General features: G+C 47.7%; 9 protein-coding genes and 1 pseudogene. 4 read left to right on the forward strand and 6 right to left on the reverse strand.

Annotated features, from left to right (window positions below; all coding sequences use genetic code 11):
* Positions 1-14 precede the first annotated feature (14 nt).
* On the forward strand, positions 15-1,199 hold the full coding sequence (locus KTG12_RS07030; RefSeq protein ID WP_046451427.1) for a class I SAM-dependent methyltransferase: 1,185 nt from the start codon (positions 15-17) through the stop codon (positions 1,197-1,199).
* 4 nt (positions 1,200-1,203) lie between these two features.
* Here KTG12_RS07030 and KTG12_RS07035 read toward each other — a convergent pair whose 3' ends face one another.
* Positions 1,204-2,874: a putative transporter gene (locus tag KTG12_RS07035; protein WP_216945419.1), complete on the reverse strand. Its 1,671-nt coding sequence runs from the start codon at positions 2,872-2,874 to the stop codon at positions 1,204-1,206.
* A 171-nt stretch (positions 2,875-3,045) separates the two neighbouring features.
* Here KTG12_RS07035 and KTG12_RS07040 point away from each other — a divergent pair, with 171 nt between their 5' ends.
* A complete protein-coding gene (locus tag KTG12_RS07040) occupies positions 3,046-4,290 on the forward strand; it encodes an exonuclease SbcCD subunit D (protein WP_046451429.1) in 1,245 nt (414 codons plus the stop codon).
* Positions 4,287-7,250 carry an AAA family ATPase gene (locus KTG12_RS07045; RefSeq protein WP_138272934.1) on the forward strand — a complete coding sequence of 988 codons (2,964 nt, stop codon included), beginning with the start codon at positions 4,287-4,289 and terminating at the stop codon, positions 7,248-7,250. The genes KTG12_RS07040 and KTG12_RS07045 overlap by 4 nt, the downstream gene beginning before the upstream one ends.
* A 40-nt stretch (positions 7,251-7,290) precedes the next feature.
* Here KTG12_RS07045 and KTG12_RS07050 read toward each other — a convergent pair whose 3' ends face one another.
* The 5 genes and pseudogenes from KTG12_RS07050 to KTG12_RS07070 all read right to left on the reverse strand — a co-directional run bounded on the left by KTG12_RS07050 (position 7,291) and on the right by KTG12_RS07070 (position 21,212).
* On the reverse strand, positions 7,291-10,644 hold the full coding sequence (locus tag KTG12_RS07050) for an SUMF1/EgtB/PvdO family nonheme iron enzyme (protein ID WP_155143941.1): 3,354 nt from the start codon (positions 10,642-10,644) through the stop codon (positions 7,291-7,293).
* A gap of 325 nt (positions 10,645-10,969) precedes the next feature.
* Positions 10,970-12,139 carry a glycoside hydrolase family 105 protein gene (locus KTG12_RS07055; RefSeq protein ID WP_022322010.1) on the reverse strand — a complete coding sequence of 390 codons (1,170 nt, stop codon included), beginning with the start codon at positions 12,137-12,139 and terminating at the stop codon, positions 10,970-10,972.
* 193 nt (positions 12,140-12,332) lie between these two features.
* Entirely contained in the window at positions 12,333-13,931 is a 1,599-nt protein-coding gene (locus KTG12_RS07060) for a RagB/SusD family nutrient uptake outer membrane protein (RefSeq protein ID WP_005640251.1), read from the reverse strand.
* 25 nt (positions 13,932-13,956) lie between these two features.
* Positions 13,957-17,041: pseudogene (locus KTG12_RS07065) on the reverse strand (SusC/RagA family TonB-linked outer membrane protein).
* Between the two features lie 181 nt (positions 17,042-17,222).
* A complete protein-coding gene (locus tag KTG12_RS07070) occupies positions 17,223-21,212 on the reverse strand; it encodes a two-component regulator propeller domain-containing protein (RefSeq protein WP_229055497.1) in 3,990 nt (1,329 codons plus the stop codon).
* 202 nt (positions 21,213-21,414) lie between these two features.
* Here KTG12_RS07070 and KTG12_RS07075 point away from each other — a divergent pair, with 202 nt between their 5' ends.
* Positions 21,415-23,532, forward strand: a complete 2,118-nt coding sequence (locus KTG12_RS07075; protein WP_138272931.1) for a glycoside hydrolase family 2 protein — start codon at positions 21,415-21,417, stop codon at positions 23,530-23,532.
* The last annotated feature ends 22 nt before the right edge of the window (positions 23,533-23,554 follow it).

Raw genomic sequence — 23,554 nt, forward strand, 5'->3', positions numbered from 1 at the left:
GATTTAGTGCCGATATGGAACTGACAACTTCACACATACAGTTTATCAAAGAACATGCAACAGACGATTTAACCCGCCTGTTGCTTTCCGCTGCCAAGTATCCCGGAATGGATATTCCCTTTTTAGTCGATCAGATTGCTGTCCGAAGGCAGATCCGGGAGAAGTTGCCGTCGTGGTTTGAGAACGGACAATTGGTTTTTCCGGCTAAGATTGCGGCGGAACAGTGTTCATCTGAACAGACAGCAGCTTATAAACAGGAACTGATTGGTGAAAGTTGGACTATTTGCGACCTGACGGGAGGACTGGGAATCGATAGCTATTTTCTTTCCCGCAAGGCGAAACATTTGACTTATATAGAACGTTTTCCTGTTTATTGTGAAGCCGCGAAACATAATTTTTCTGTCTTGGAGGCCAACAATATAACGATCATAAATGCTGATGCCGCCCAAGTTGTTGATACCCTTCCGGAGGTCGATGCTTTCTATATCGATCCTGCACGCCGAGGAGAATCTAACAAGCGGGTTTTTGCTTTGCAGGATTGTGAACCTAACCTGCCCGGACTGTTGCCGGCGCTTCTGAAACGTTCCCCGCATGTCATTGCAAAGCTTTCGCCGATGGCAGATATACAAATGACTTTGGAGCTGTTGCCGGGGACGACATCCGTGCATGTCCTTTCGGTTAGGAACGAATGCAAGGAACTGCTTTTTGTGGTGGAACGAGAGGCGGATGGCAGAGAACCGTTAGTCCGGTGCATCAATTTCGGACTGGATGGAATGCAATCTTTCTCTTTTACATTAGAAGAGGAACGTAGCGCCGTATTGGTTCCTGCCGGTCAGGTAGGTACATATTTGTATGAACCGAATGCCTCGGTTTTAAAAGCCGGCGCATTTAAGCAGATTGCCGTCCGGACGGGAGTGAAGAAGTTGCAGGTGAACAGCCATCTATATACAGCGGACCATTTAGTTTCCGACTTTCCCGGTCGCAGATTCCGAGTGGATGAAGTGCTGTCTTTTACCGGAAAACTCTGTAAAGGACTATCAAAGACAATCCCCCAAGCAAATATAACCGTGCGTAATTTTCCTCTCTCCGTAGAAGAACTGCGTAAGCGGACGAAGATCACCGACGGAGGCCACGTCTATCTCTTTGCAACCACCTTGGTGGATGGAGAAAAGGTGCTGGTTAAGTGTTCCAAAGCCTGATCGATCAGGTGAATAACATCAGCACCAATTGTGCTGAAATCACGCGGATAAACATTGAAAGCGGATAGACGGTGGCATAAGAAACGGAGGGTTCGTCGCCATCGACAGTCGTGTTGGCATAGCTCAGTGCCATCGGGTTTGCCATGCTCCCGCAGAGCATACCCACGTTGTGCGCATAATCGAGTTTGAAAAATTGCGAAGCTATGAAACCGACGATCAGCACCGGCACGATCGTCAGCAGAAATCCAAGCCCGATCCAAAGCAATCCTTCTGCCCGAAAAACCGTTTCGAAGAAATGTACACCCGAATCGATCCCCAATCCCGCTAAATAAATAATGATCCCCAGTTGACGAAGCATCAGGTTGGCACTCATTGTCGTGTAGGTTGTCAGGTGGAAACGAGGGCCGAATGCGCCCATCAGGATTCCGACGATGATCGGGCCTCCGGCGATCCCTAATTTGACTGGCGTACTCATCCCTGGTAACGTGATCGGCAATGCTCCTAACAGCATCCCCAGCGATATACCAATGAAGACAGCCAAGAGGTTCGGATTGTTTAACCGCTTGATCTCATCCCCTAAAATCTTTCCGACTGTGTTTACCGAATTCGCTTCTCCCACGATAGTCAACCGGTCACCGATTTGCAGGCGCAGGTCGGGAGAGGCCAGCAGGTCTATACCGGCACGGTTCACACGCGTAATATTGATACCGTAGAGGTTGCGAAGGCGGAGAGAGCCTAATTTCACACCGTTCACCCGGTTGCGTGTCACCGCGATGCGGCGCGAGATCAGTTGGCTGTCAATGGCATTCCAGTCGATATCCGCCTTGTTCCAATCTACATTCTCCTGCTCGCCGAAAAGGACTTTAATATTTTCGACATCCGATTTAACGGAGATGATCAAAAGGTGGTCATGCTCGTGAAGTAAGGTGTCCGAAGTCGGAATGCTTACTTTACCGTTTCTCCATACACGTGAAATAACGAAATGCTTGTCCGTCAGCTTCATTACGTCCTTGATGCTCTTTTCGTAGATAGCCGGATTGCTTACATGAAATTCGGCGACATAGGTAGTCGTGTCGCGTTGTTCCTTTAAGTCTTTCTGTTTCTTGTCGGCAAACAAGGCTCTCAGGATAATAATCGCCAAGATCACGCCCACTACGCCGAGCGGATAAGCGATGGCACACGCCAAAGCCATGTCCGTCACCCCTTTGGTATTGGCCGGATCTATCTGCAACAAAGCCTGTTGGGCGGCTCCCAAAGCAGGCGTGTTGGTAACGGCCCCGCAAAGCAAACCGACCATATTGGAAAGGGAAACTCCTGTTACCCAGTGCAGACTGACTGTCATAATGAGTCCGAGCAGGATAACGCCTAACCCCATCATGTTCATAGCTACCCCTCCCTTCTTCAGCGAAGAGAAGAAACCGGGACCAACCTGCAACCCTAATGCATAGACGAAAAGGATCAAGCCGAAACTTTGAGCAAAATACAGCATATCCTTATTCACGACGATCCCTAAATGCCCGGCAAAGATACCGGCAAAGAATACGAATGTGATACCCAGTGAGATCCCGAATATCTTGATCCGTCCTAAATACAATCCAAGTGCAGAGACCAGTGAAATAATGATGACTGCCTGCACCATCGTAGGCTCTAAAAAGGCCTCTTGTAACCAATTCATAAAGTTCCCCTGTTTATTGACGGCACAAAGATAGGACAATAATTTGATTCGTCATCTATTTCTCTCGTTCCCGCGCTTGACACAGGCTCCCCTTATTGTCTTTGTTCGTTTGTTTCATTACCTTTATCCCCAAAATAAGATCAGATTCATATTTATTAAATCTGGAAAAACATGTCATTGAAAATAATCCATACTGCCGACTGGCATCTTGGGCAAACCTTTTTCGGGTATGACCGTGATGAGGAACATGAGGCATTTCTTTCGTGGTTGATCGATATATTGACGCTACGGCAGACTGATGTCTTGCTGATAGCAGGCGATGTTTTCGATGTTGCCAATCCGTCGGCAGCCGCCCAACGCCGTTTTTTCCGTTTTTTGCGGGAAGCGAACCGGCATAACCCACAATTGCAGATCGTGATTATCGCAGGTAATCATGATTCGGCAGCCCGTCTGGAGGCGCCGATACCCCTGTTGGAAGAACTGAATACGTCAATTGTAGGGGTTGTCCCGCGAACCGACCTGTGCAAGATCGATTTCGATTCGCTTCTGATTCCTTTATATAATAAGGAAGGAAAACGGGAAGCGATCTGTCTGGCTGTTCCCTATCTTCGTCAGGGAGATTATCCCGCTTCGAAAGAAGGGAAAGATACCTATGTGGAGGGCGTTACCCGAATGTATCGCCAGCTCTATGACTATGCCGACAGCCAAAGGCAACCGGGCGAGGCCCTGTTTGCGATGGGACACTTGCATGCGACTGGTGCTGAACTGTCGGAAGATGACCGGAGCGAACGGACCATCATGGGAGGACTTGAATCTATATCGGTAGAAGCCTTTAATGAGGACTTGGCCTATACGGCCCTCGGTCACATCCACAAGGCGCAACGGGTAGGGGGACGCGAGTCTGTACGCTATGCCGGCAGCCCGCTTCCGATGTCTTTCTCCGAACAGCATTATCACCATCAGGTTGTTGCCTTTACCCTCGAAAACGGATGCCTGTCGGATCTCGAAGCAGTGCCCATCCCACTCCGAACCGCCCTGCATCGGATTCCGGCGGAACCGGCGTCGCCTGCCGAAGTCCTTTTGTCGCTTTCCAACCTACCGTTGGCGGAAGAGGGAGCCGATCGCAGCCTATGGCCTTATCTGGAGGTGCAGGTACTGCTGACGGAGCCAGATCCGGGGTTTCGGCATCGGGTGGAGGAGGCACTTGCGGATAAGGCTGTACGCCTGACTTCCATCATCCCTTCTTATCCGAAAAAGGAGGGAGAGGAAGATTCTCGTCCTTTCTCTTATACGGATTTACAAAAGATCGCTCCGCTGGATATGCTTCGCCATACCTTTACGAACCGTTTCGGGGGAGATTTGCCGGAAGAGTTGGAAAAGATGTTTAACGATGTAATGCGGGAGGTTTCCCTATGAAGATATTAGCGATACGAGGTCGTAACCTGGCCTCGTTGGAAGGTGATTTTGAAATAGATTTTACGGTGGAGCCATTACTTTCAGCCGGGATATTTGCTATTTCCGGGCCTACGGGAGCAGGTAAGTCCACCCTTTTGGATACGATGTGCTTAGCTCTGTTCGCCCGTACGCCTCGTACCGACCAGGCGAAAGAAAATAATGTCAAGCTTCAGGATGTCAGTAATGAACAATTGTCGCAGAGCGATCCTCGTTTCTTGCTGCGGCGGGGAACATCCTCCGGTTTTGCAGAAGTGGATTTCATGGCCTTGAACGGACACCGCTATCGGACACGCTGGTCGGTGGCGCGGGCACGCGACAAGGAAAACGGACGGTTGCAGAATCCGCGTTTGGCTCTGTATAACCTCGACAAGGAGGAGGAAGAGCAAGGGACGCGTTCCGATTTGCAAGCCCGTATTATCGATTTGATTGGCTTGACTTTCGAACAGTTTACGCGTTCCGTATTGCTGGCGCAGAACGATTTTTCCACTTTCCTGAAAGCCGAGCAGGGAGAAAAAGCTTCCTTGTTGGAGAAGTTGACCGGAACCGAACTCTATTCCGCCATTTCTCGCCAGATATTTGAAAGGAATGCGCGGGCGAAAGAAGCCTTCGACTTGATCCAAACGCGAATACAGGGTATCGAGCTATTGACGGATGAGGAAGAAAACGACTTGCGCACTCGCCTTGCCGGAACGGAAAAGGAGCTGCAGCGAGTCGAGAAAGCGAAAGCGGAGCAACAGGCCCTTCAAGAGGCCGTCCGTTCTATCGAACAGCAGATAACCATCCGCCAAAGACAACAAAAAGAGGCGGCCGATAAGTTGGTGCACGCAACGGAATTGTTGACGGTCGCTCGCCATGAATACGAAAAGGGAGTGGAGGAACAGCAACAGTCTGAGGCTCGTTTCAAATCCCTTCAACAGGAGATCTTGCAGGCGCGTAAACTGGATATCCAGTTGGATACAGCCATCCGTGACCTGTCACATTCGGAGCAGCAGTTGAAAAATGTAATGCTTCGGAAAGAAGAGGCCGAAAAGAAATATCAAGCTGCCGTCCTCCGCCGGAGACAGGGAGCGGAGGAGATTGCCCGTCTGACCGCTTGGCGCGAGCGTTATAAAAAGAAGGAACGTATTGCGGAGCAACTTTCAGCTTTGTTGTTGCACTTGGATGCAGCATCGGCCACCCGTTCAGGGATGGAGGCGGCTGTCCGTTCGATCGAAACGCTCCGGCAGGAGATGGCGGCGTTGAATAAACAACTTTCCGACCTGCAACAGACCAGTGCAAACAAACAGCAGGCGTTGAAGCGGGCTGAAGCGGATTACCGGAATCTGGAAGAGGAACTGAAAGCTGTCGATGCACCGGCTTTGGACAAACAGATCGAGAAACTTCGCCAGGAACGGGAACAATTGCTTATCGAACAGGCACGCTTGGAGGCTTCCGGTAACATAAAGGATTTACGCGGCAGGTTGCAGGATGGACAACCTTGTCCGGTTTGCGGGAGCACGCATCATCCTTTTGCAAATCAGGTTCCTGTCGCTCCTGTTTCTGCTCTAACCCTTCAATTGCAGGATTTATCGAATAAAAAAGAAACCTACGTCGCTCATACCCGCCATCTTACCCGTTTGCAACAGCAGTTGCTCCAACTCCATAAAGAACTTGCAGATAGCGAGGCCGCCTGTAAGGAAATGGCTGGTAAGCAACAACTCGCTGCCAGTCGGCAAGAGAGGGAAGAAGCTATTGTAAAAGAGCAATCCACCCTGTTGACCCAGTCCCTTTCGGCTGCCGACCTGCTGTTCGGCAATAGTGAGTGGCAGAAAGCCTGGTTGCAGAATCCGGAAACTTTCCGTAAAACATTGACAGACTTCGCCCGTCAGTGGCATGAGAATATCGAGAAACTCCATCAACTGGAACGGCAGGAAAGCGCCCAAAAAGCCGAATGCGAATCTCTCGCCTCCTTCCTTCCTTCTCTCGAAAAGCAAGCCGAAGAATCCGGACAGCTCCACGAAAAGAACCGTGCCGCTTTTTCCTCTTTGCAGGCAGAACGAAAGAAACTTTTGAATGGCCGATCTGCAGATAGCGTAGAACAGGAGTACATCCGACGAATGGAAGAACTGAAAGAGCGTTTGAAAAAACTGTCGGCCACCCAGACTGAGCAATCCGGCATCGCCGACCAGATACGCGGCATTGCCGACCAGATTGCAAAAGACCTGACCGAGGCCTCTGCCGACCTACTCCGGAGAAAGGCGGCTTTAGACAAATGGACAGCTGATTATTTGGATTCTTCGGGTGGAGAGCCACTCGAAGTTATCTTGTCCCGGTACACACAGGAAAAGACGGAACTTGCTTTCCGGCTTCGTACTCAGACGGAGAACAAGGCGAAAGTTTCCGGTCTGCAGGAAGAATTGAATGTCCGGCGTACGGAAAGCGAACGTTGGGCGAAGCTGAACGAACTGGCCGGTTCTGCCGACGGCGCCAAGTTCCGTCGTATAGCGCAAGGATATACGCTCGATATACTGTTGAACTATGCCAATGTGCAACTGCGTGAATTGACAAGGCGCTATCGGCTGGAACGGGTTCCCGAAACGCTTGCCTTGCAGGTGATCGACCGGGATATGTGCGATGAGGTGCGTACCGTCCATAGCCTTTCAGGGGGCGAATCGTTCCTTGTTTCGTTGGCACTGGCGCTAGGCCTGTCTTCCCTCTCATCCAACCGGATGCGGGTTGAAAGCCTTTTCATTGACGAAGGTTTCGGTTCTTTGGATGCCGAGACGCTTCGTGTGGCGATGGATGCTTTGGAAAGTTTGCGGACGCAGGGACGCAAGATCGGCGTCATCTCGCATGTGCAGGAAATGACAGAGCGCATCCCTGTCCGCGTACAAGTAAGTCGGGTAGGCAATGGAAAAAGCGTTGTAAGAATTGAGAATTGACAATTAAATGTGTCGAAAGCTAATTGTCAATTCTCAATTGTTAATTGGCTTTAGAATCGTGGTCAAGAACCACAATTCTAAAGCCGACGTTCATCGGCCGCTGCCAAGGCAGGTAGGCTTTACGGACGGTCGATGTGGAGTATTTAGGACGTTCACGCCAGGAGCCGCCTCGTACAACTTTCTTCTCAGCAGTCTTTTTGTTTGCCTTTTCTTTTAAAGGATAAGGAATGTAATCGGAGGCTGTCCATTCCGCCACATTCCCGTTCATGTCGTACAATCCCCAGGGATTGGGCTGGTAAGAGGCAACAGGGCAACTGATCAGTTGGTGGTCGTTTACGTTCAGGATTTTCGGTAGGAAATCCCAGAACTTGCGCATGGGATCGTTTGCCCGCATCGGTTTCGGATCTACGCCTGTTACCGCCAGATCGACAGTCGTACTGTCTGCCAAGTTTTCGAAAGCACCGAAGTCGCTCTCCGTCGATCCGAACCAGAAATCATCTGCGCTTCCCGAGCGTGCTGCCCATTCCCATTGTGTTTCGGTAGGCAGAGAAACTGTATTGCCTGATATTTCGCTGATCTTTTGGCAGAAAGCATTCGCTTCGTCCCAGCTGACGCGCACGACAGGCTGTTTTGGCCGGTTGGCTGCATAGCCGGGGGTCGTATGATCTTTCCAAGTCTGTCCGATGTACCGGCTGTCGTGTTCCGGGAAAAGTGCGCGGAACTGCTCGTTCGTGATTTCGGTCATGCTCATCCAGAAGCCTTCCTTCACGTTTGCCTTGAATGCTGGCGAAGCGGAGGGAGTTCGGTTGTTACCCATCACAAAGCTGCCGGCGGGAATCCATACCAGGTCGATATGTACATCCGGAGTGATGGTGAGGCGGCGGGTCGTTTCGTCTTTGGCAGCTTGCCGGGCAGTCGCCGTCTGCGTGTCGAACGGGAATCCCTTTACCTTGACCGGGCGGACCGGTTTGGTCGGCTTCTTTATTTCGACTGTTTCGCCGGTCGTTGCTCCGGTAATGCCGTCTGCCTTTTTGTTTTCTTTCAGCCAGTCGGCGTAGTCGGCAATCTCTTTTTGCCAGTCAACCTGTACACCGCTGTATTTCTCGGCCAGCTCCATACGGCGTTCCACCTGACCTTTGGGAGATTGAGGCTTCAGGTCTATTTGGGTGAAAGCCCCATAATAAGGCGCGTTGAGATCGATCCAGGCATAGAGCGTCCGCATGTCCTCTTCCGGAACCTCTACGCCGTGGTGTCCGGCTTGCAGGATGCGGATCAGTTCGCTGTTGCTCGCGTGAAACTCGGCCGGCTTGAGGACATAGATGTCTGATTCCGGTCCCTGGCGGTACACGTATGGGTGCAGGTTCAGATAGCTTTGGTCGTACTGCTTGTTGATTTTCGTCAAGATACCTCTCTTATATGTGACCATCTGATCCTTGCGGAAGTCCGGTTCGGCATTTTTCCCGTTGTGGCAAGAGACGCAGTTACGATCCAGTACCGGTTGCACTTCCAGACGGAACGTGAACGGGCGGACACCTCCTTCCGGTGTTTCCAGCCGGCGTGCCTGCTTGGCCGAAGCAATCGTGCGTTTGGGAATGGGTATGCTGTTCTGATCTTCATGGCAACCGACGCAGGAGACGATCTCGCCCGGCATCCCAGTCAGCCAGCTGCGCATCCATTGGATGGCTGTCCCGTCTTTATCCAATGGCTGAATGGAAATCGGCGTGTTGGCGGGAATGGTGAATAGCGCAGAACCGTCTTCCTCGACCGGGACTGTTCCGAGTATACGTTTGATATCCCATCCACTCTGTATTCCCTGTGCATCGTGATCGGAAGGAGCTAAGATATAGGCATACTCATAAGCGAAGATACGGAGTGCCTTGATCGTGCCCCGGGGAACGCCCTGCGTACCTTCTCCTTCGTAGATATCCTGGATAAAGACCGTAGCCTCTTTGCTGTCCGGCTTGATCTTCGAAGGGATGACAGGAGGTGTTTCGCGTTTTACCAGCGGGATGGGAGCGGTCAGACCTTCTCCTTCCTGCTCGGCAATGAGTGTCAGGTTATCGAAAACGTCGACCAGGTAAATTCCCCAAAGTGCCTCCTTCGCCGGTTTGCAGGCGACCAGGAAATACTTTTCGCTAAGCGGGAACGGCTTCATGAACTGAGGCCAGACGCCTTCCACCAATTCGTCCTTGATGATCGGGACGATCGGGCGGTCTTTGAACGGCAGTTCCTGTATCATCCCCTTTTCCTCTTTCCGGCTTTTGGCAGGGTCGAAGATGACGAGCCGCCCTGAACGTGCCGTCCCGTGATGGCCGGAGATGATGCCGATGAAGCGGCTGCTGTGCTTGGAGAGCGGTTTCATGTCGAACGTACTGTTCGGGAAATAGGAGCCGCTGCCGTAGAGCGCTTTGTTTTCTGTCCCGTCGGGGTTCATGTGCATCACGATACGGGAGAAATAGTGTGTCAGGTCCGTATATTCCCAACGGGTGTACATGATGCGTCCGTTTGGGATCACGATAGGCGACCAGTTCCCGTCCTGGTCGAAGGTGAGGCGGCGCAAGGCACGCGTCTCGGGGTCAAAGGAGACAAGGTTGGCTACCACATCGTCGCCATGCACGCAAGGAACGCCGTTGTAACCGATGTTGGTCGTCGCCACCACTTTCCCGTCCGGCAGGTAATTGGCGTCGCAGAATTCCAGATCCGGCTCATCAACGGTGATCTTTTGGTGAAGGTTGCTTCCGTCGATGTTCATTTCGTATATCTGCCACTTCCGGTTCTTGTCGAGCGAGGAGAAGAGGAGGCGGTCGGCATCCCAGTGGAGCTGTATGTCCGAAACGGGAACATCGGCTTCGGGCTTGTATATCCGGCTGCTTTCGATTTGTCCGCGCAAGCCCGTGAGCAGGTCGATCTCGGCATCGTAGCCTTTACGCGAGTTGGAAAATAGCGAGTTGTAGTTGGCTGTCGAAGTTCCCATCGACGGGCCCATCGCCTTACGGGCCTTGTTTCCCAAACGGTAACGGGCCACTATGATCTTGTCCATGTCCAGCAGCGGGTTGGCCAGGATGATCTCACGCTTCAAGGCAAGTATTTCTTGAGCTTGGCCAATTACTTCGTCGACCGTGTTGCTGGAAACCTTATCGGAGAAGGCCTGCCGCACGCCGGGCAGAAGTGTTTCCAGACGGGATAGTTTTTCGTAAAGCGCGGGAGCTTTTCCTCCCAATGCTGTTTTTGTGTCGTCCAGATAGGCACGTATGGCAGTAGGATTTACCCATCGGATTTGCACTTCCAGATCGCTTAGCTGAATTTGGCGTATTGAATCTTGTCCGTTCGTTGCGGAAATACCGGATACGGAAAGAGAGAGGAACGTGAAGAGTAAACAAACTTTATGCTTCATATCATTATTATTTTTTCAAAATCTCTATCACTCTATCACACTTCGTATATAAACTATTCATATACAACTGTTTGTTGTGTGATATATGTCACTTTTATCTATCACTCTACTATCACTCCATCTTTTTCCAATACGGCAGAAAAAGATACAAAGCATATCGCTTGTTTTCAACAAGATAGTGAGATTTGATGCTGAACACCCGGATGTTTGTTATCTGTACATCCGGGTGTTTACCCTCCCGACATCCGGATGTTAAAGGCGGGTTTACCCGGGTGTTCAAGAGCTTTTGCAGGTACTTTTATGAAAAAAAGAGCCTTGTTGTGACTTATTTGTCTGCTAATTTGTAAATTTCCGATGCAGCCATCAGGAATGCACCTGTACCATAGAGCTCGGTCATGTCGCGTGTCACCTTTTTAGGATCGGCACCTACCGGCTGAACCCACCCTAATTTCCCGTTCGTTTCAACTGCGCGGGTCAGTGCTTCCCATCCTTTTTTTACGACTGGTAGGTATTTGTCTGCCGGCAGATACCCCTGGTTGATTCCGTATGCCAAGCCGTAAACGATAAATCCGGTCGCGCTTGTTTCGGGTGAAGGATAGCTGTCCGGGTCCAGCAGGCTGGCATGCCAATAACCGTCTTTTCCTTGCAGTCCGGCGAGGCGCTCGGACATCTCTTTATAAAGTTCGAGATAGAAAGGACGGAATTCGGTATCTTCCGCCGGCAGCGTCTTCAGGATTTCCGCCAGCCCGCCGATTACCCAACCGTTGCCACGTCCCCAGAAAATCTTCTTGCCGTTGGCTTCTTTCTGTCCGATGTATCGGCTGTCGCGATAGAAAAGGTCTTCGTCTTTATCATACAGGTGATTGTAGGTAGCACGGAATTCACTGTCGGCGAAGTGCATGTATTTACGGTTGCCGGTCAGCGTGTAGAGCCGCGTGTAGACTCCGGGCGCCATGAAAAGGGCGTCGCACCACGTCCAGCGTTCGATCGTGCTGCCTTTGCTGTAATCGAGATCCATGCTTCCGTTGGAAGGATTGTTCAAAACCCAGTCGGCGCGGGCGATAGTCGGTTTCAGCATATTCTCGTTCTTTTCCTTATTATAGAAATCGATGTAGGTTTGTGCGATGCAAACGTCATCGGCATGATACATCCGGTTGGCAACTTGCCAGCTCTGTCGGTTGAAGATTTTCCGGAGCCAGTCATAATATGTATTGTCTCCACTTAGTTCCGCCCAGTCGAACATCCCCATATAAAGTGCTCCGGCGATCCATCCGCGCGGTTCGCTCTTGGCATATTTGTTTTCGGGATAATCCTTGATCTGCCAGTCCGCCACCCGCCGGGCAACTTCCATGATGCTTTGCCGGTCCCAGCCCGTTTCCGTCGCACTGACAGCGGCTGTATTTGTCGTTTCGGCCTGTGCCGGCAGATTGTTCACTAAACAGGTACAAGCGCAAAGTGAGAGGCCTGTACAGATGTACTTGATTGTAGTTTTCATGATATTCGTTCTGTTTCTTTTAATTCTGCATCAAAAATAGGAAAGATAAGGCTCAGGATATAATAATATCATCTCAAAATGAGTAAAAAATGTACCAAATTTTATGATTATTAAAAAGAAAGGGGATGTCCCTTTGGCTGGAACTTCCCCTTTCATCCTATAAGTGTGTTTTTACTTTATAGCTATTAAATGCTTAGTATCCCGGATTCTGTGGAAATTCGGCTCCTGTGTTAGAGTCGATGATGGTCTGCGGGATCGGCCACAAGGTGTGATGTTCATCCATAGTGTTGCTGTGCGGGTTGTATTTCTTTACGCGTTCAACCAGCTTGCCTGTACGAACCAACGTAAATCGGCGTAACTCTTCACCAACCAATTCACGGATACGTTCGTCCAGTAGGAAGTCAATTGTGGCATCTTTAGCTGTAATTTCCGGTGCATTGGCTCGTTTGCGTATTACATTGATCGCGTCTGCGGCTCCTTGTGCATTGTTTTGCATCAAGCGTGCTTCAGCCAATAGCAGATATGTTTCGGCAAGACGGAACTTCATACGGTCTTTATTGTTACCGCCATAGCTCAAATCCTCTGCTTTTCCGTAGAAGAATTTCGTGACAGCCGGGTATATGGTGAATTTTGTCCATGTCTCTTCTGTGATTTCGGCTTTCTTTCCATATTTATCAGAAGAAGCATCGTTGTAATACCAGTTTCTCTTGATGTTATATTCCGAGTTACGAATATCGCTTGAAGCGAAGAAGTCGTTGCTGTCGATCCACCATTTGAATGGGACGATCTGTGCCAAACCACGTCCGCCTAAAGAGTCTGCCAACACAAAGCCGTCTTCGTTGTAGTATTTGGGAACCCAAGCACGTTTTGTCCAGTCTTCGTTTGCTCCGCCGCCTCCGGTCGTGTTGTATTCGAGTTGCATAACCCAGATGCTTTCCATATTACCGGAAGTACGGTTCTGGTTATATTCTTTGAACATATCGGAGAACGGATCTCCGGCTTTGTCTTTCTCCGCACCGAAGCGTGAAGTCATCAGATGGAAGTAACCGCAATCGATTACAGCTTTTGCTGCTGCTTCCGCTTCTGCATACTTGCCTGCCATGAGGTATACTTCCGAAAGCATATGCTGGGCAGCCCATTTTGTTAACTGTCCAACTTCGACCTTATCGGGATCTTCCGGAAGATTTGCGATTGCAAACTGCAAGTCTTCGATCATCTTGCCTAAAACTTCCGCTTTCGGTGTGCGGGTAAAGTCTATCCGGAAGTCTTTTTCAATTTTATCAACATATGGAACATCTCCGTACAAATATACCAGATACCGATAAGCATAAGCGCGGAAGAAGCGAGCGATAGCCTGATAGTAGGCTTTATCGGTCGGTTTGTCCCAATTTACATTACCTTCCGAATATTCGAGGATTTCATTGGCAGAGGCGATCAAACCGTATCCCCAGTTCCAATAGGAAGTGACAAATGTTGTGGATGGTGTATAAGACAAGTTTTCGAAAGGAACCAATGAACCGTCTCCATGCCCTGTGTAGACAATGTCTGTTGCTACCTGAAATGATTCGTACGGACAAGCTTGTCCCTGGCTTGTTGTTGCTCCTCCCCATGTGTTAAATTCGGAACGGGCCCAACCGTACAACCCGTTTACTCCGACTTCAAAACCATAGCTGCTTGTGTATGTATTGTCTGGAGATAGCGAGCTTTTTAGCTCTTCATCCAGAAAACCTGAACAACCGGTTGATGTCACCAATAAAAATGCAGCAGCGGCAGTTGCTAATATATTTTTCATATCCAAATTCAATTATATTATAATGTTAGAAAGTAAGATTTAATCCAAACATGTAAGAACGGGCTGTCGGGTAGGTAACGAGAACATTTCTGTTAGCATCGCTATCTTCTAAGTTCAGCCAGTTGTCGATGTTACTGAAAGTATAGAGGTTGTTGACACTTGCATTGATACTCAGCGAGCTGATTCCAATTGCACTTAATGTTGTCTTCGGGAACGTGTATCCGATCGTGATGTTCTTGATATTGACGTAATTCATTTTTTTGTAGAATGAATGTTTATCGTAAGGAACATAAGCAGGAGATGTCATTTCGTTTGTCGGATTTTCCGGTGTCCAGTAGTCCATACCGCTTATGTAGTTGTATGTCGGCATCCAGCGGTCGAAGTTGTAGTCATGTAATTCTTTTGTCTGTCCGAACACTCCGTTCAGCAAGAAAGAGAAGTAGATGTTTTTGTAATCGAAGCGGTTACCCATTGACAGCAGGAAGCTGGGCAGTTTGGAACCGATGATTTTCTTGTCATCGGCTGTGATAGAGCCGTTTCCGTCTTTGTCTTCCAGTTTAGCAGAACCGGGGACAGCGCCTTTTTGGTATTCTTTTCCTTCTTCATTCAGGAACTTGCCGCTTTCGGCATCCCAGCTGATCGTATGTCCGTTTTCAACATATGTTTCGTTTTCCTGCCATGTCCCAACGACATTGTAATCGTAGAATACGCGCAGCGGTTCTCCGATGAACCATTTGTTTGTGATATCGTCTTTGCCATCACCGCGCAGTTCAATAATTTTGTCGCGGTTCAGCGAGAAATTGACGTTTGTGGTCCAACGGAAATCATTGTTTTGGAAGTTGACGGAGTTCAATGCGATTTCAACACCCTTGTTACGGGTTTTACCTACGTTGTCCATAATGGATTTGTAACCGTTCATGTAAGGAACTGTACGGCTCATCAACAAGTCGCTTGTGTTGACCACATACATGTCAATGTTACCGGAAAGACGTCCGTTGAAGAAACTGAAGTCGATACCTGCATTGATCGTGCGTGAGGTTTCCCATCTCAGGTTTGGGTTCCCAACACCGTTTGTAGGCAGGTAAGCTCCGTTTACAACCGTTCCGTTGTCGCCCCAAATGTAGTTGGTCAGTGTCAAACGGTCAAGCGTCTGATAAGGATTGATGGCCTGGTTACCGTTTGAACCCCATGAAAGACGGATTTTCAGCATGTCCAAATAATTTGTCTGGCTTTCCATAAACTCTTCGGAAGAGATATTCCATGCTGCGGCAACGGAAGGGAAGAATGCATATTTGTTGTTCTTTCCAAATGCGGAGTAACCATCGGAACGTCCTGTCAGTGTCAACAAATACTTGTTGGCGTATGAATAGTTCAAACGTAACATATAAGACAGCATTGCCGTTTCTGTCAGTTTGGATGTGATTTCTTTATTTTTCTCGGCACCAGCCATATTGTGGTATTCGGAATCGTCGTTTACAAAACTTTCACCTGATTCTTTTGCTTCCTTTTTGGTTGTTTCCTGCATACTGAACAAGGCGGTGGCATCAATTTTATGCAAACCGAATGTCTTATTATATTTCAAGAGATTTTCCCATGTGTAATCATAATAGTGGATATTCTCTATAGAAGCGGAACCATTCACCTTTTTACCCGAAAGAGTATTTCTTCCGTAATAAGATCCTACAAAATTATTGCGGTAGTTGTAACCGAAGTTTGTACGGAATGACAGACCGTCAATCGGGAATTGAATTTCTGCAAAAGTTGAAATGAATACATTACGATTTGTTTTGTCGTTCGTCGCATCAATATTGGCCATTGGATTGTAGAACAAAGTTTGGTCCATTGGATAGTCGACGTAACGATCATTTTCATCTTTATAAATGCCATAAGGACTCATTTTCAACCCAGCCTCCAAATAAGGTTGCTCTCCGCCGAATTCTTTTTGGATCGCTTGCGTTCCCATTCCGACAGTTAACCATTTATTTAAAACCTGTGTAATGTTCAATGCGATGTTAGTACGTTTTAAACCTGTGTTTTCCATAACGCCATCTTCTCTTAAGTGAGAGATTGATGCCATATAGGTTGTAGCTTCCGTCCCTCCGGAAATGCTGATCTGATGACTGGTGGTTAAAGCATTACGGAACATGATGTCTTGCCAGTCCAACTCAGAACCGTTCTGATAGTTCGCACGTTCACTCGGATTCAAAAGTACAAGCGGATCGAGTTGATCTCCAGAATAACCGTATTTCATGCGGTTGTAGTCTTGTGTGTATTTTACATATTCGGCTCCTTTCATCATATCGATACGATGTTGTGCTTGTTGCATGCCGACTTGTCCTTTATATGAGACTGTTGGTGCTCCTTTTTTACCTTTTTTGGTCTGAATCAAGGATTACGCCGTTTGCACCGCGTGAACCGTAAATGGCAGCTGAAGATGCATCTTTCAATACAGACATATTCTCGATGATATCCGGATCAATGTCACCTAAAGATCCGCTGTAAGGGATACCGTCCATGACGATCAGCGGAGAATTGTCCGCACTCAACGAATTTTCACCGCGGACACGCAAAGACTGGTCTTCACCAGGTTTGGCGTTGCTGGTTGTCACGTTCATACCAGGGATTTGTCCGGCCAATTTATCCATCAAATTGTTTGTCGTAACCATCTGGAGTTTTTCTTCGCCAACAGCCACGATACCGCCCGTCAAGTCTGATTTGCGTTGCGAACCGTAACCGATAACGACAACGTCGTCCAAACCGATCGCATTGTCTTTTAGAACAATGTTCAATGTTTTTGCTCCTGTAATCTTGATTTCTTGCGTTTCACAACCGATGTAAGAGATAGCGATTGTCGAGTTCTGGGGAACGTCAAGGGAGAAATTACCATCTATATCGGTAACAGTACCGATCGTCGTACCCTTTACAACAATGTTAGCCCCGATAATCGGAAATTTGTCAGCTTCCGCGATAACTGTACCGGAAACTTTGACGTCCTGCGCATATACCTGTACGGATATAAACGCCATAAAGAGTAATAATAAGGAAAGAAATCGATTCTTCCCGTTTGCCTTTTCATTGGGAGGCAAATTCCCTCGTAGTTGTCTGTTCATGCCTTTCATAATTTATTAGCACATTAAACAATTAATAATTAACTTGTCGATTCTATTTGTTTTTTATGTCAAAAGAATGAAAGATGCAAGCCAAGCACGTGTATTTTTATTCCAAAAGGGGATAAAAATATACCAACGTGCTAAAAAACATTTATTTTGATGAATTTTGATAGATGCATTCTTAGTCTTGAGATTTTGTTTCCTGATATTCTGTCGGTGACATTCCATAGACAGCCTTGAAGCTGCGGGCGAAATACGAACGGCTACTAAAACCGATGTGCTGGGCTATTTCGGAAATATTCATGTCCGATTCCTTTAAAAGTTTTGCACCTGCCTCCAGACGGATATTTTTAATCAACTCGATGGGAGAAAGTCCGGTTACGGTCTTTACTTTCCTGTAAAAGTTAGTCCGGCTCATTCCCAATGCCTCATAAATGACTGATACATCAAGTTCGGGATTCGATATATTGGCTTTTACAATCTCAATATACCGAGTGAGGAAATCATCGTGCTCTTTTGGCTCTTCTACTCCAAACTGTTTGAGGGAAAATGTTTCCCCATACATCGTCTTCATTTTCTCGCGTAGGGAAAGGAGGTTCCGGATACGGGCTTTGAGTAAAGATATCTGGAATGGCTTGACGATATAGTCGTCTGCGCCGGCATCTAGGCCTTCCTCGATCTGTGATATCATTGACTTGGCGGTAAGCAAGATAACCGGTATATGGCAGTAGTTCTGGTTTTCCTTGATACGTTTACAAAGTTCGAGCCCGTTCATTTCTGGCATCATGATGTCGCTGATGACAATATGGGGATATGACTCCTCAATCATCGCCAATGCCTCTTTGCCATTGAAAGCCTTAACCACGATATAATCGAGGCTGAGCTGTTGTTCCAGATATTGAAGCACTTCCTGATTGTCATCGGCCAGCAAAACCGTCTGCTTATTTTTGTTCTGGGTCTCTTCGACCAGCAAATCGAACTTTTTACTGATTTCGGCGGACTTGGATAGGACGGGAGATTCGTTCTTCCCTTCTTCCTGTTTTTCGGTGTCGGGAAGAAGGAACATAAAGCGGGTGCCTTCCGTTTCTGAACTTTCGGTCCAGATGCAACCGTTATGCTGCAAAATGATGGAGCGTGTCAAGCTGAGCCCGATACCTGTACCGGAAATCTGCCGGTGTATATCTTCTTGTGAACGATAGAAAGGTTCGAAAATCTTTTCTGCTTCCTGTTCGCTGAAACCTTTTCCGGTGTCTATCACCTCGATAAACAGGTATCCAGCTTCTATCAGGATGGAGCTGTATTGAGCCGGGAAATGGGGGAGCAGTTCACATTCCGCCTGTGTGACCGTGTTGACACGGATGGTCACCTGTCCTTCCGAAGGTGTAAATTTGAAGGCATTGGAGAGCAGGTTGAAGAATACCTTTTCGATCTCCGCTTCGTCAAAACAAACCTTATATGTTTCCGGTAGCTCGTTGTCCAACACGAAACGGATCTCCCGGTTGTCAGCCACGCTCTCGAAAGAGTGATACATCTCGCGGATAAAGGAGGAAAAATTAAAACTGGTCTTTTGTAGGACTGTTTTGCCCGCTTCGTATTTTTGTATATCCATCAGATTATTGACTAAAAGCAACATCCGTCCGGTATTCTTTTTGATCAACTGAAGTGTCTCCTTTATTTCAGGCGAGAAAGATACGTACTGCATCAGGTCGTTTAGCGGGTTAATGATGAGCGTCAGGGGAGTACGCAGTTCATGTGAGAAATTGGTGAACATACGCATCCGTTCCTCATGCAATTCGTTGACCTTATCCTGCTCCATCTGTTTGTAGCGAAGTTCCCGTTCCCGTTCGTGTTTATCGTGCTGATGACGAATGATTCTCACGATGACGAATGTGATTATACAAAAGTATAAGAGGTAAGCCCACCAAGTCTTGTAGAAAGGCGGATCGATTGTGATGCGTAGTGTTGCTTCTTCGGGATTCCATATGTTGTCGTTGTTTGAGGCTTTGATCCGGAATGTATAGGTGCCGGGAGCCAAGTTGCTGTAATAAGCCTCCCGTCGGTTTCCGACCATGTGCCATGCCGGATCGGCTCCTTCCAGCTTGTAGGCATACTGGTTCCGTTCGGAATGGATAAAGTTTAACGCCGTGTATCTGAACGTGATGTTATTCTGATCGGAAGTGAGCGTAATCTCCCCGTCCTCAATGTTTCCAGTCACGTCGTCTTTATTATTTACAATCAGGGAAGTGATATCTACTGGCGGAATGTTGGGATTCACCATGATCTTGTCCGGATTGAAGAAAAGGACCCCTTTGTCTCCGGGGAAATAGATGCTGCCGTCGGCAGAAATGCTGTTGCCTGAAAATCGTGTAAACTCCATTGCCGGGGTATCAGCTATTTTCATTTCACTGAAAGTATCGGTTGTGCGATTCAGTTTATATATGGATTTTCCTGTCGTTACCCAGATATTTTGGTGTTGGTCGATTGTAAGTGAGTTAATATAGCTGTCGGACAGCCCGTCCTTTTTCTGATAGTGTTTGGCCAATTTCAGGTTCCAGTTCAGGCGGTATAAGCCGTTTTTATTGGTCGCAATCCAGACGTAGCCTTCGTTGTCCTGCGTAATGGCCGTGATATTTCCCAACTTTTCGAATTTGGGATCCGGTTGCAGTTCGGTGGAAAGGTTGCGGACGGTTTTTTTCTTCATGTCGTACAGGTAAAGGCTGTCAGACAATGTACCGAACAAAAACAGATTTGGTTCAAGTTCATGGATAACAGTAACCCATTTGAAAGAGCGGGAAATGCCGTTGGCCATGAACCGGTTGGTTTGCTTTCCTTTGTCGACCATCACTAAGTTCTGGCTGCTGTTTGTCGGTATCCAGAGCCGTTTGCTTTTATCGATGTATAGGGAGAAAATGTCGTTGTGCTGGAAGTCGTATAGCTTTTTATACTGTTTATCCCGAATGGAAAACAAATAGACTGACCCGAAATGGGTAGAGCACAAGATCGAGTCTCCTTGTATCAGGATCGATTTGATGATATTAATCTCATAATTCCCTTCGTGAAGAGGTTTGATGGGATAAAGCTGTTGTCGCCCGTTTTCCGGGTTATAGTAAAACAATCCTGCACCTTCTGTTGCAAACCACATGTTCCCGTCTTTGTCTTGTTGACCTTTGCCGATGATGCCGGCATATTCGTTTGGCGTGATATAGGAAACCGGCCTGTAAAAGGGACTATGATAATTGACTCCTGCTGAATAGGTCCCGATCCAGAGTGTCTGATCTTTGTCGATCAGCATGCTGTGGATGGAGTAGTGGCTCAGGCCTCCTTTCCCGGCGATATTGATATTGGCAGGAGTGATGGTGAGTTCTTTTTTATTCAGTATGTTTAATCCCCGGAATGTTCCGACCAGAATGGAACTGTCGCCGTAGGAAACGAATGTGCGTATCGAGTTGTTATTGAGGTTGGTGTTATCCTTGTGCAACCATGTAAAGGTCTGTTTGTTTTTGTTGAAGAGGCAAATTCCGGTTTCGTCTAGTCCCAGCCATATATCCCCGTTGTTGTCTGGTAATATGGTTGCAATGATACCGTCGATGGGTACGTGTTTTTTTAGTTTCCAGTTTTCGGAATAAATGTACAAGCCGTTGCTCTCCGTTCCGATATAAATGTCCTTGTCCGGAGCCTGTGCTACGGAATAGGTCGGTGAAGGGATTGCTATGTCGGGGAAGACCGTTTCGACCGTCTGGTTCATACTGCATTTGAATACGGATCGGTTGCAGAAAGCATAGACATTCCCGTCCGAATGTTTTAATAGGCGGTTGATGATATTGGTGGTGCATTCCTTGTTGATGCTTTTGGGGTAAAAACGGGTTATCTTTTTGGTTTTATAATCGATACAGTTGATCCCGTTCGAAGTTGCGATCCAAATATTCTTCCGGTTGTCCTCGGCAAATCCCCGAATGTAGTTGTCTGTTAATGTTGCATTATTGTTGACTTCGTTTTGATAGACAACGAATTCGTAGCCATCGTAGCGGTTCGCGCCGTTGCGCGTCCCGAACCAGATGTAACCGTCCGAATCCTGGAAAATATCAAGAACGGAAACTTGCGACAGGCCATCTTCTACTCCCAGGTGGGAGAAGAAGAAATTTATGCTATATACAGGAGGTGCATATAGCATAACCATAATATATATAGTGAATGCGGTATAGAATCTTTTTATCATCCGTAGTTTCATGGTTTATGAGTAAAGACGCATGACTGTATATCTTTTATACCGCAAAGATAGTGATTTGGAGACGATCTTGAACAGGATTGAGATGATTTTACACGGTTAAACAAGTTGATAAACCTATTTTTGTAACTCAATCAATTAAAACATCATGAATAAACGAGTATTGAGTTTAACCTTGTTGCTGGTCTGTTTCAGTTTGGTGATGCAGGCCGAAGGCCGGATTGTCGAGCCGTTTAATTTCGGTTGGGTATTTAAGAAAGCGCCGGCAGGTAAGGAACTGGCCGTTAATGCGCCGAAATGGGAGAGTGGATGGACCGAGGTCGAGATTCCTCACACGTGGAATGCAAAAGATATGCAGACGCAGTATGACCAATTCTACGAAGGACCTGCCTACTACAAAAAGCACTATTTCTTTCCTGCTGAACTGAAGGACAAACGCGTCTTCCTGCGTTTCGAAGGTGTGGGAGCTGTTGCGGAGGTGTATGTGAACGGTTCTCTTGTGACAACTCATAAAGGAGCCTACTCTGCTTTTTCATGCGAGATCGGTACGGCGCTGAAACCGGGGGCGGATAACGAGATCATAGTGAAAGCCGACAATGCGTCACGTCCGGACGTGATTCCTATCAATCATGTGCTTTTCGGCGTTTATGGCGGGATGTACCGTCCGGTTTGGTTGATCGTGACAGAGCCTTATAATATCTGCGTGACCGATTGTGCTTCTTCCGGTGTCTACATCACCCAGAAGAATGTTTCCAAAAAGCAAGCGGATGTAAAAGTGAAAGTGAAGTTGGATAATGGAACGTTGCAACCGGCTCCGCTCACCTTACAGAATACGATTTATGATCAAGAAGGGAAACTGGTAGCAACCCAGAGCCGCTCGTTTGACCTGACACCGCAGGGCGTACAGTCGTTCGAAGCCGATTTCAAGATCAAGAATCCTACATTGTGGCAAGGGCGGAAGAATCCTTATTTATATAAGATCGTGAGTCGCCTGATCCGGAATGGGAAAGTGATAGATGAAGTGGTACAGCCCTTAGGCTTGCGCAAATACGAGATTGTTGCAGGCGAAGGGTTCTATCTGAATGGCGAGAAATATCCGATGTACGGTGTTACCCGCCATCAGGACTGGTGGGGGCTGGGTAGTGCGTTGAAGAATGAAAATCATGACTTCGACCTGGCTACTATTATGGATATCGGTGCGACAACCGTCCGTTTTGCTCATTATCAGCAATCAGATTACCTCTATTCGCGTTGTGACAGCTTAGGATTGATCATTTGGGCGGAGATTCCTTTTGTGAACCGTGTCTCCGGACAGGAAGCCGAGAACGCCCGTAACCAACTCCGCGAACTGATCCGCCAGAGCTTCAACCATCCGTCCATCTATGTTTGGGGGCTACATAACGAAGTCTATCATCCGCACGAATATACAAAAGAATTGACCCGATCCTTGCATGATCTTGCGAAGACGGAAGACCCCGACCGTTACACTGTTTCGGTAAATGGCTACGGGCACATGGAGCATCCGGTCAACTTGAATGCTGACATACAGGGAATGAATCGTTATTTCGGCTGGTACGAAAAGAAATTGCAGGATATCGAACCGTGGGTAGAAGGCTTGGAAAAGAACTATCCGGAACAGAAATTGATGCTGACGGAGTATGGAGCCGACGCCAACATTGTCCATCAGACCGAATATCTGGACAATTCACTGAATTGGACGAAACCTTTCTATCCGGAAACTTTTCAGACGAAGACACACGAATACCAGTGGAGCGTGATCGCCAAGCATCCGTATATTGTCGCTTCTTATTTGTGGAACACTTTCGATTTTGCCACTCCGCTGGCTAATCGCGGCGATCTTCCCGCCCGTAACATGAAGGGCATGGTCACTTTTGACCGCAAGACGAAGAAAGACTCTTATTTCTGGTACAAGGCGAACTGGAGTGAAGATCCTGTCTTGTACTTGACACAGCGCCGGAATGTGGATCGCGAAAAGAAAGTCACTTCTATCACCGTTTATTCTAATATCGGAGAACCTAAAGTTTTCTTGAACGGCCAAGAGTTGTCCGGTATCCATAAAGGTTATACAGACGTACATTATATTATAGACAATGTCACCTTGGCAGACGGAAAGAACATTGTGAAGACCGTTGCAAGCAAAGACGGCAAGACATACGAAGACACTATCGAATGGATGTATACCGGAGAGAAAAAACGGGAAGCGGACTCCTTTTCCATCAAAGGTGTACATGCAGGGTTTGAATAAAAATAACATACTAATTAAATAT

Source organism: Parabacteroides sp. MSK.9.14 (assembly GCF_019041495.1).
Taxonomy (GTDB): domain Bacteria; phylum Bacteroidota; class Bacteroidia; order Bacteroidales; family Tannerellaceae; genus Parabacteroides; species Parabacteroides merdae.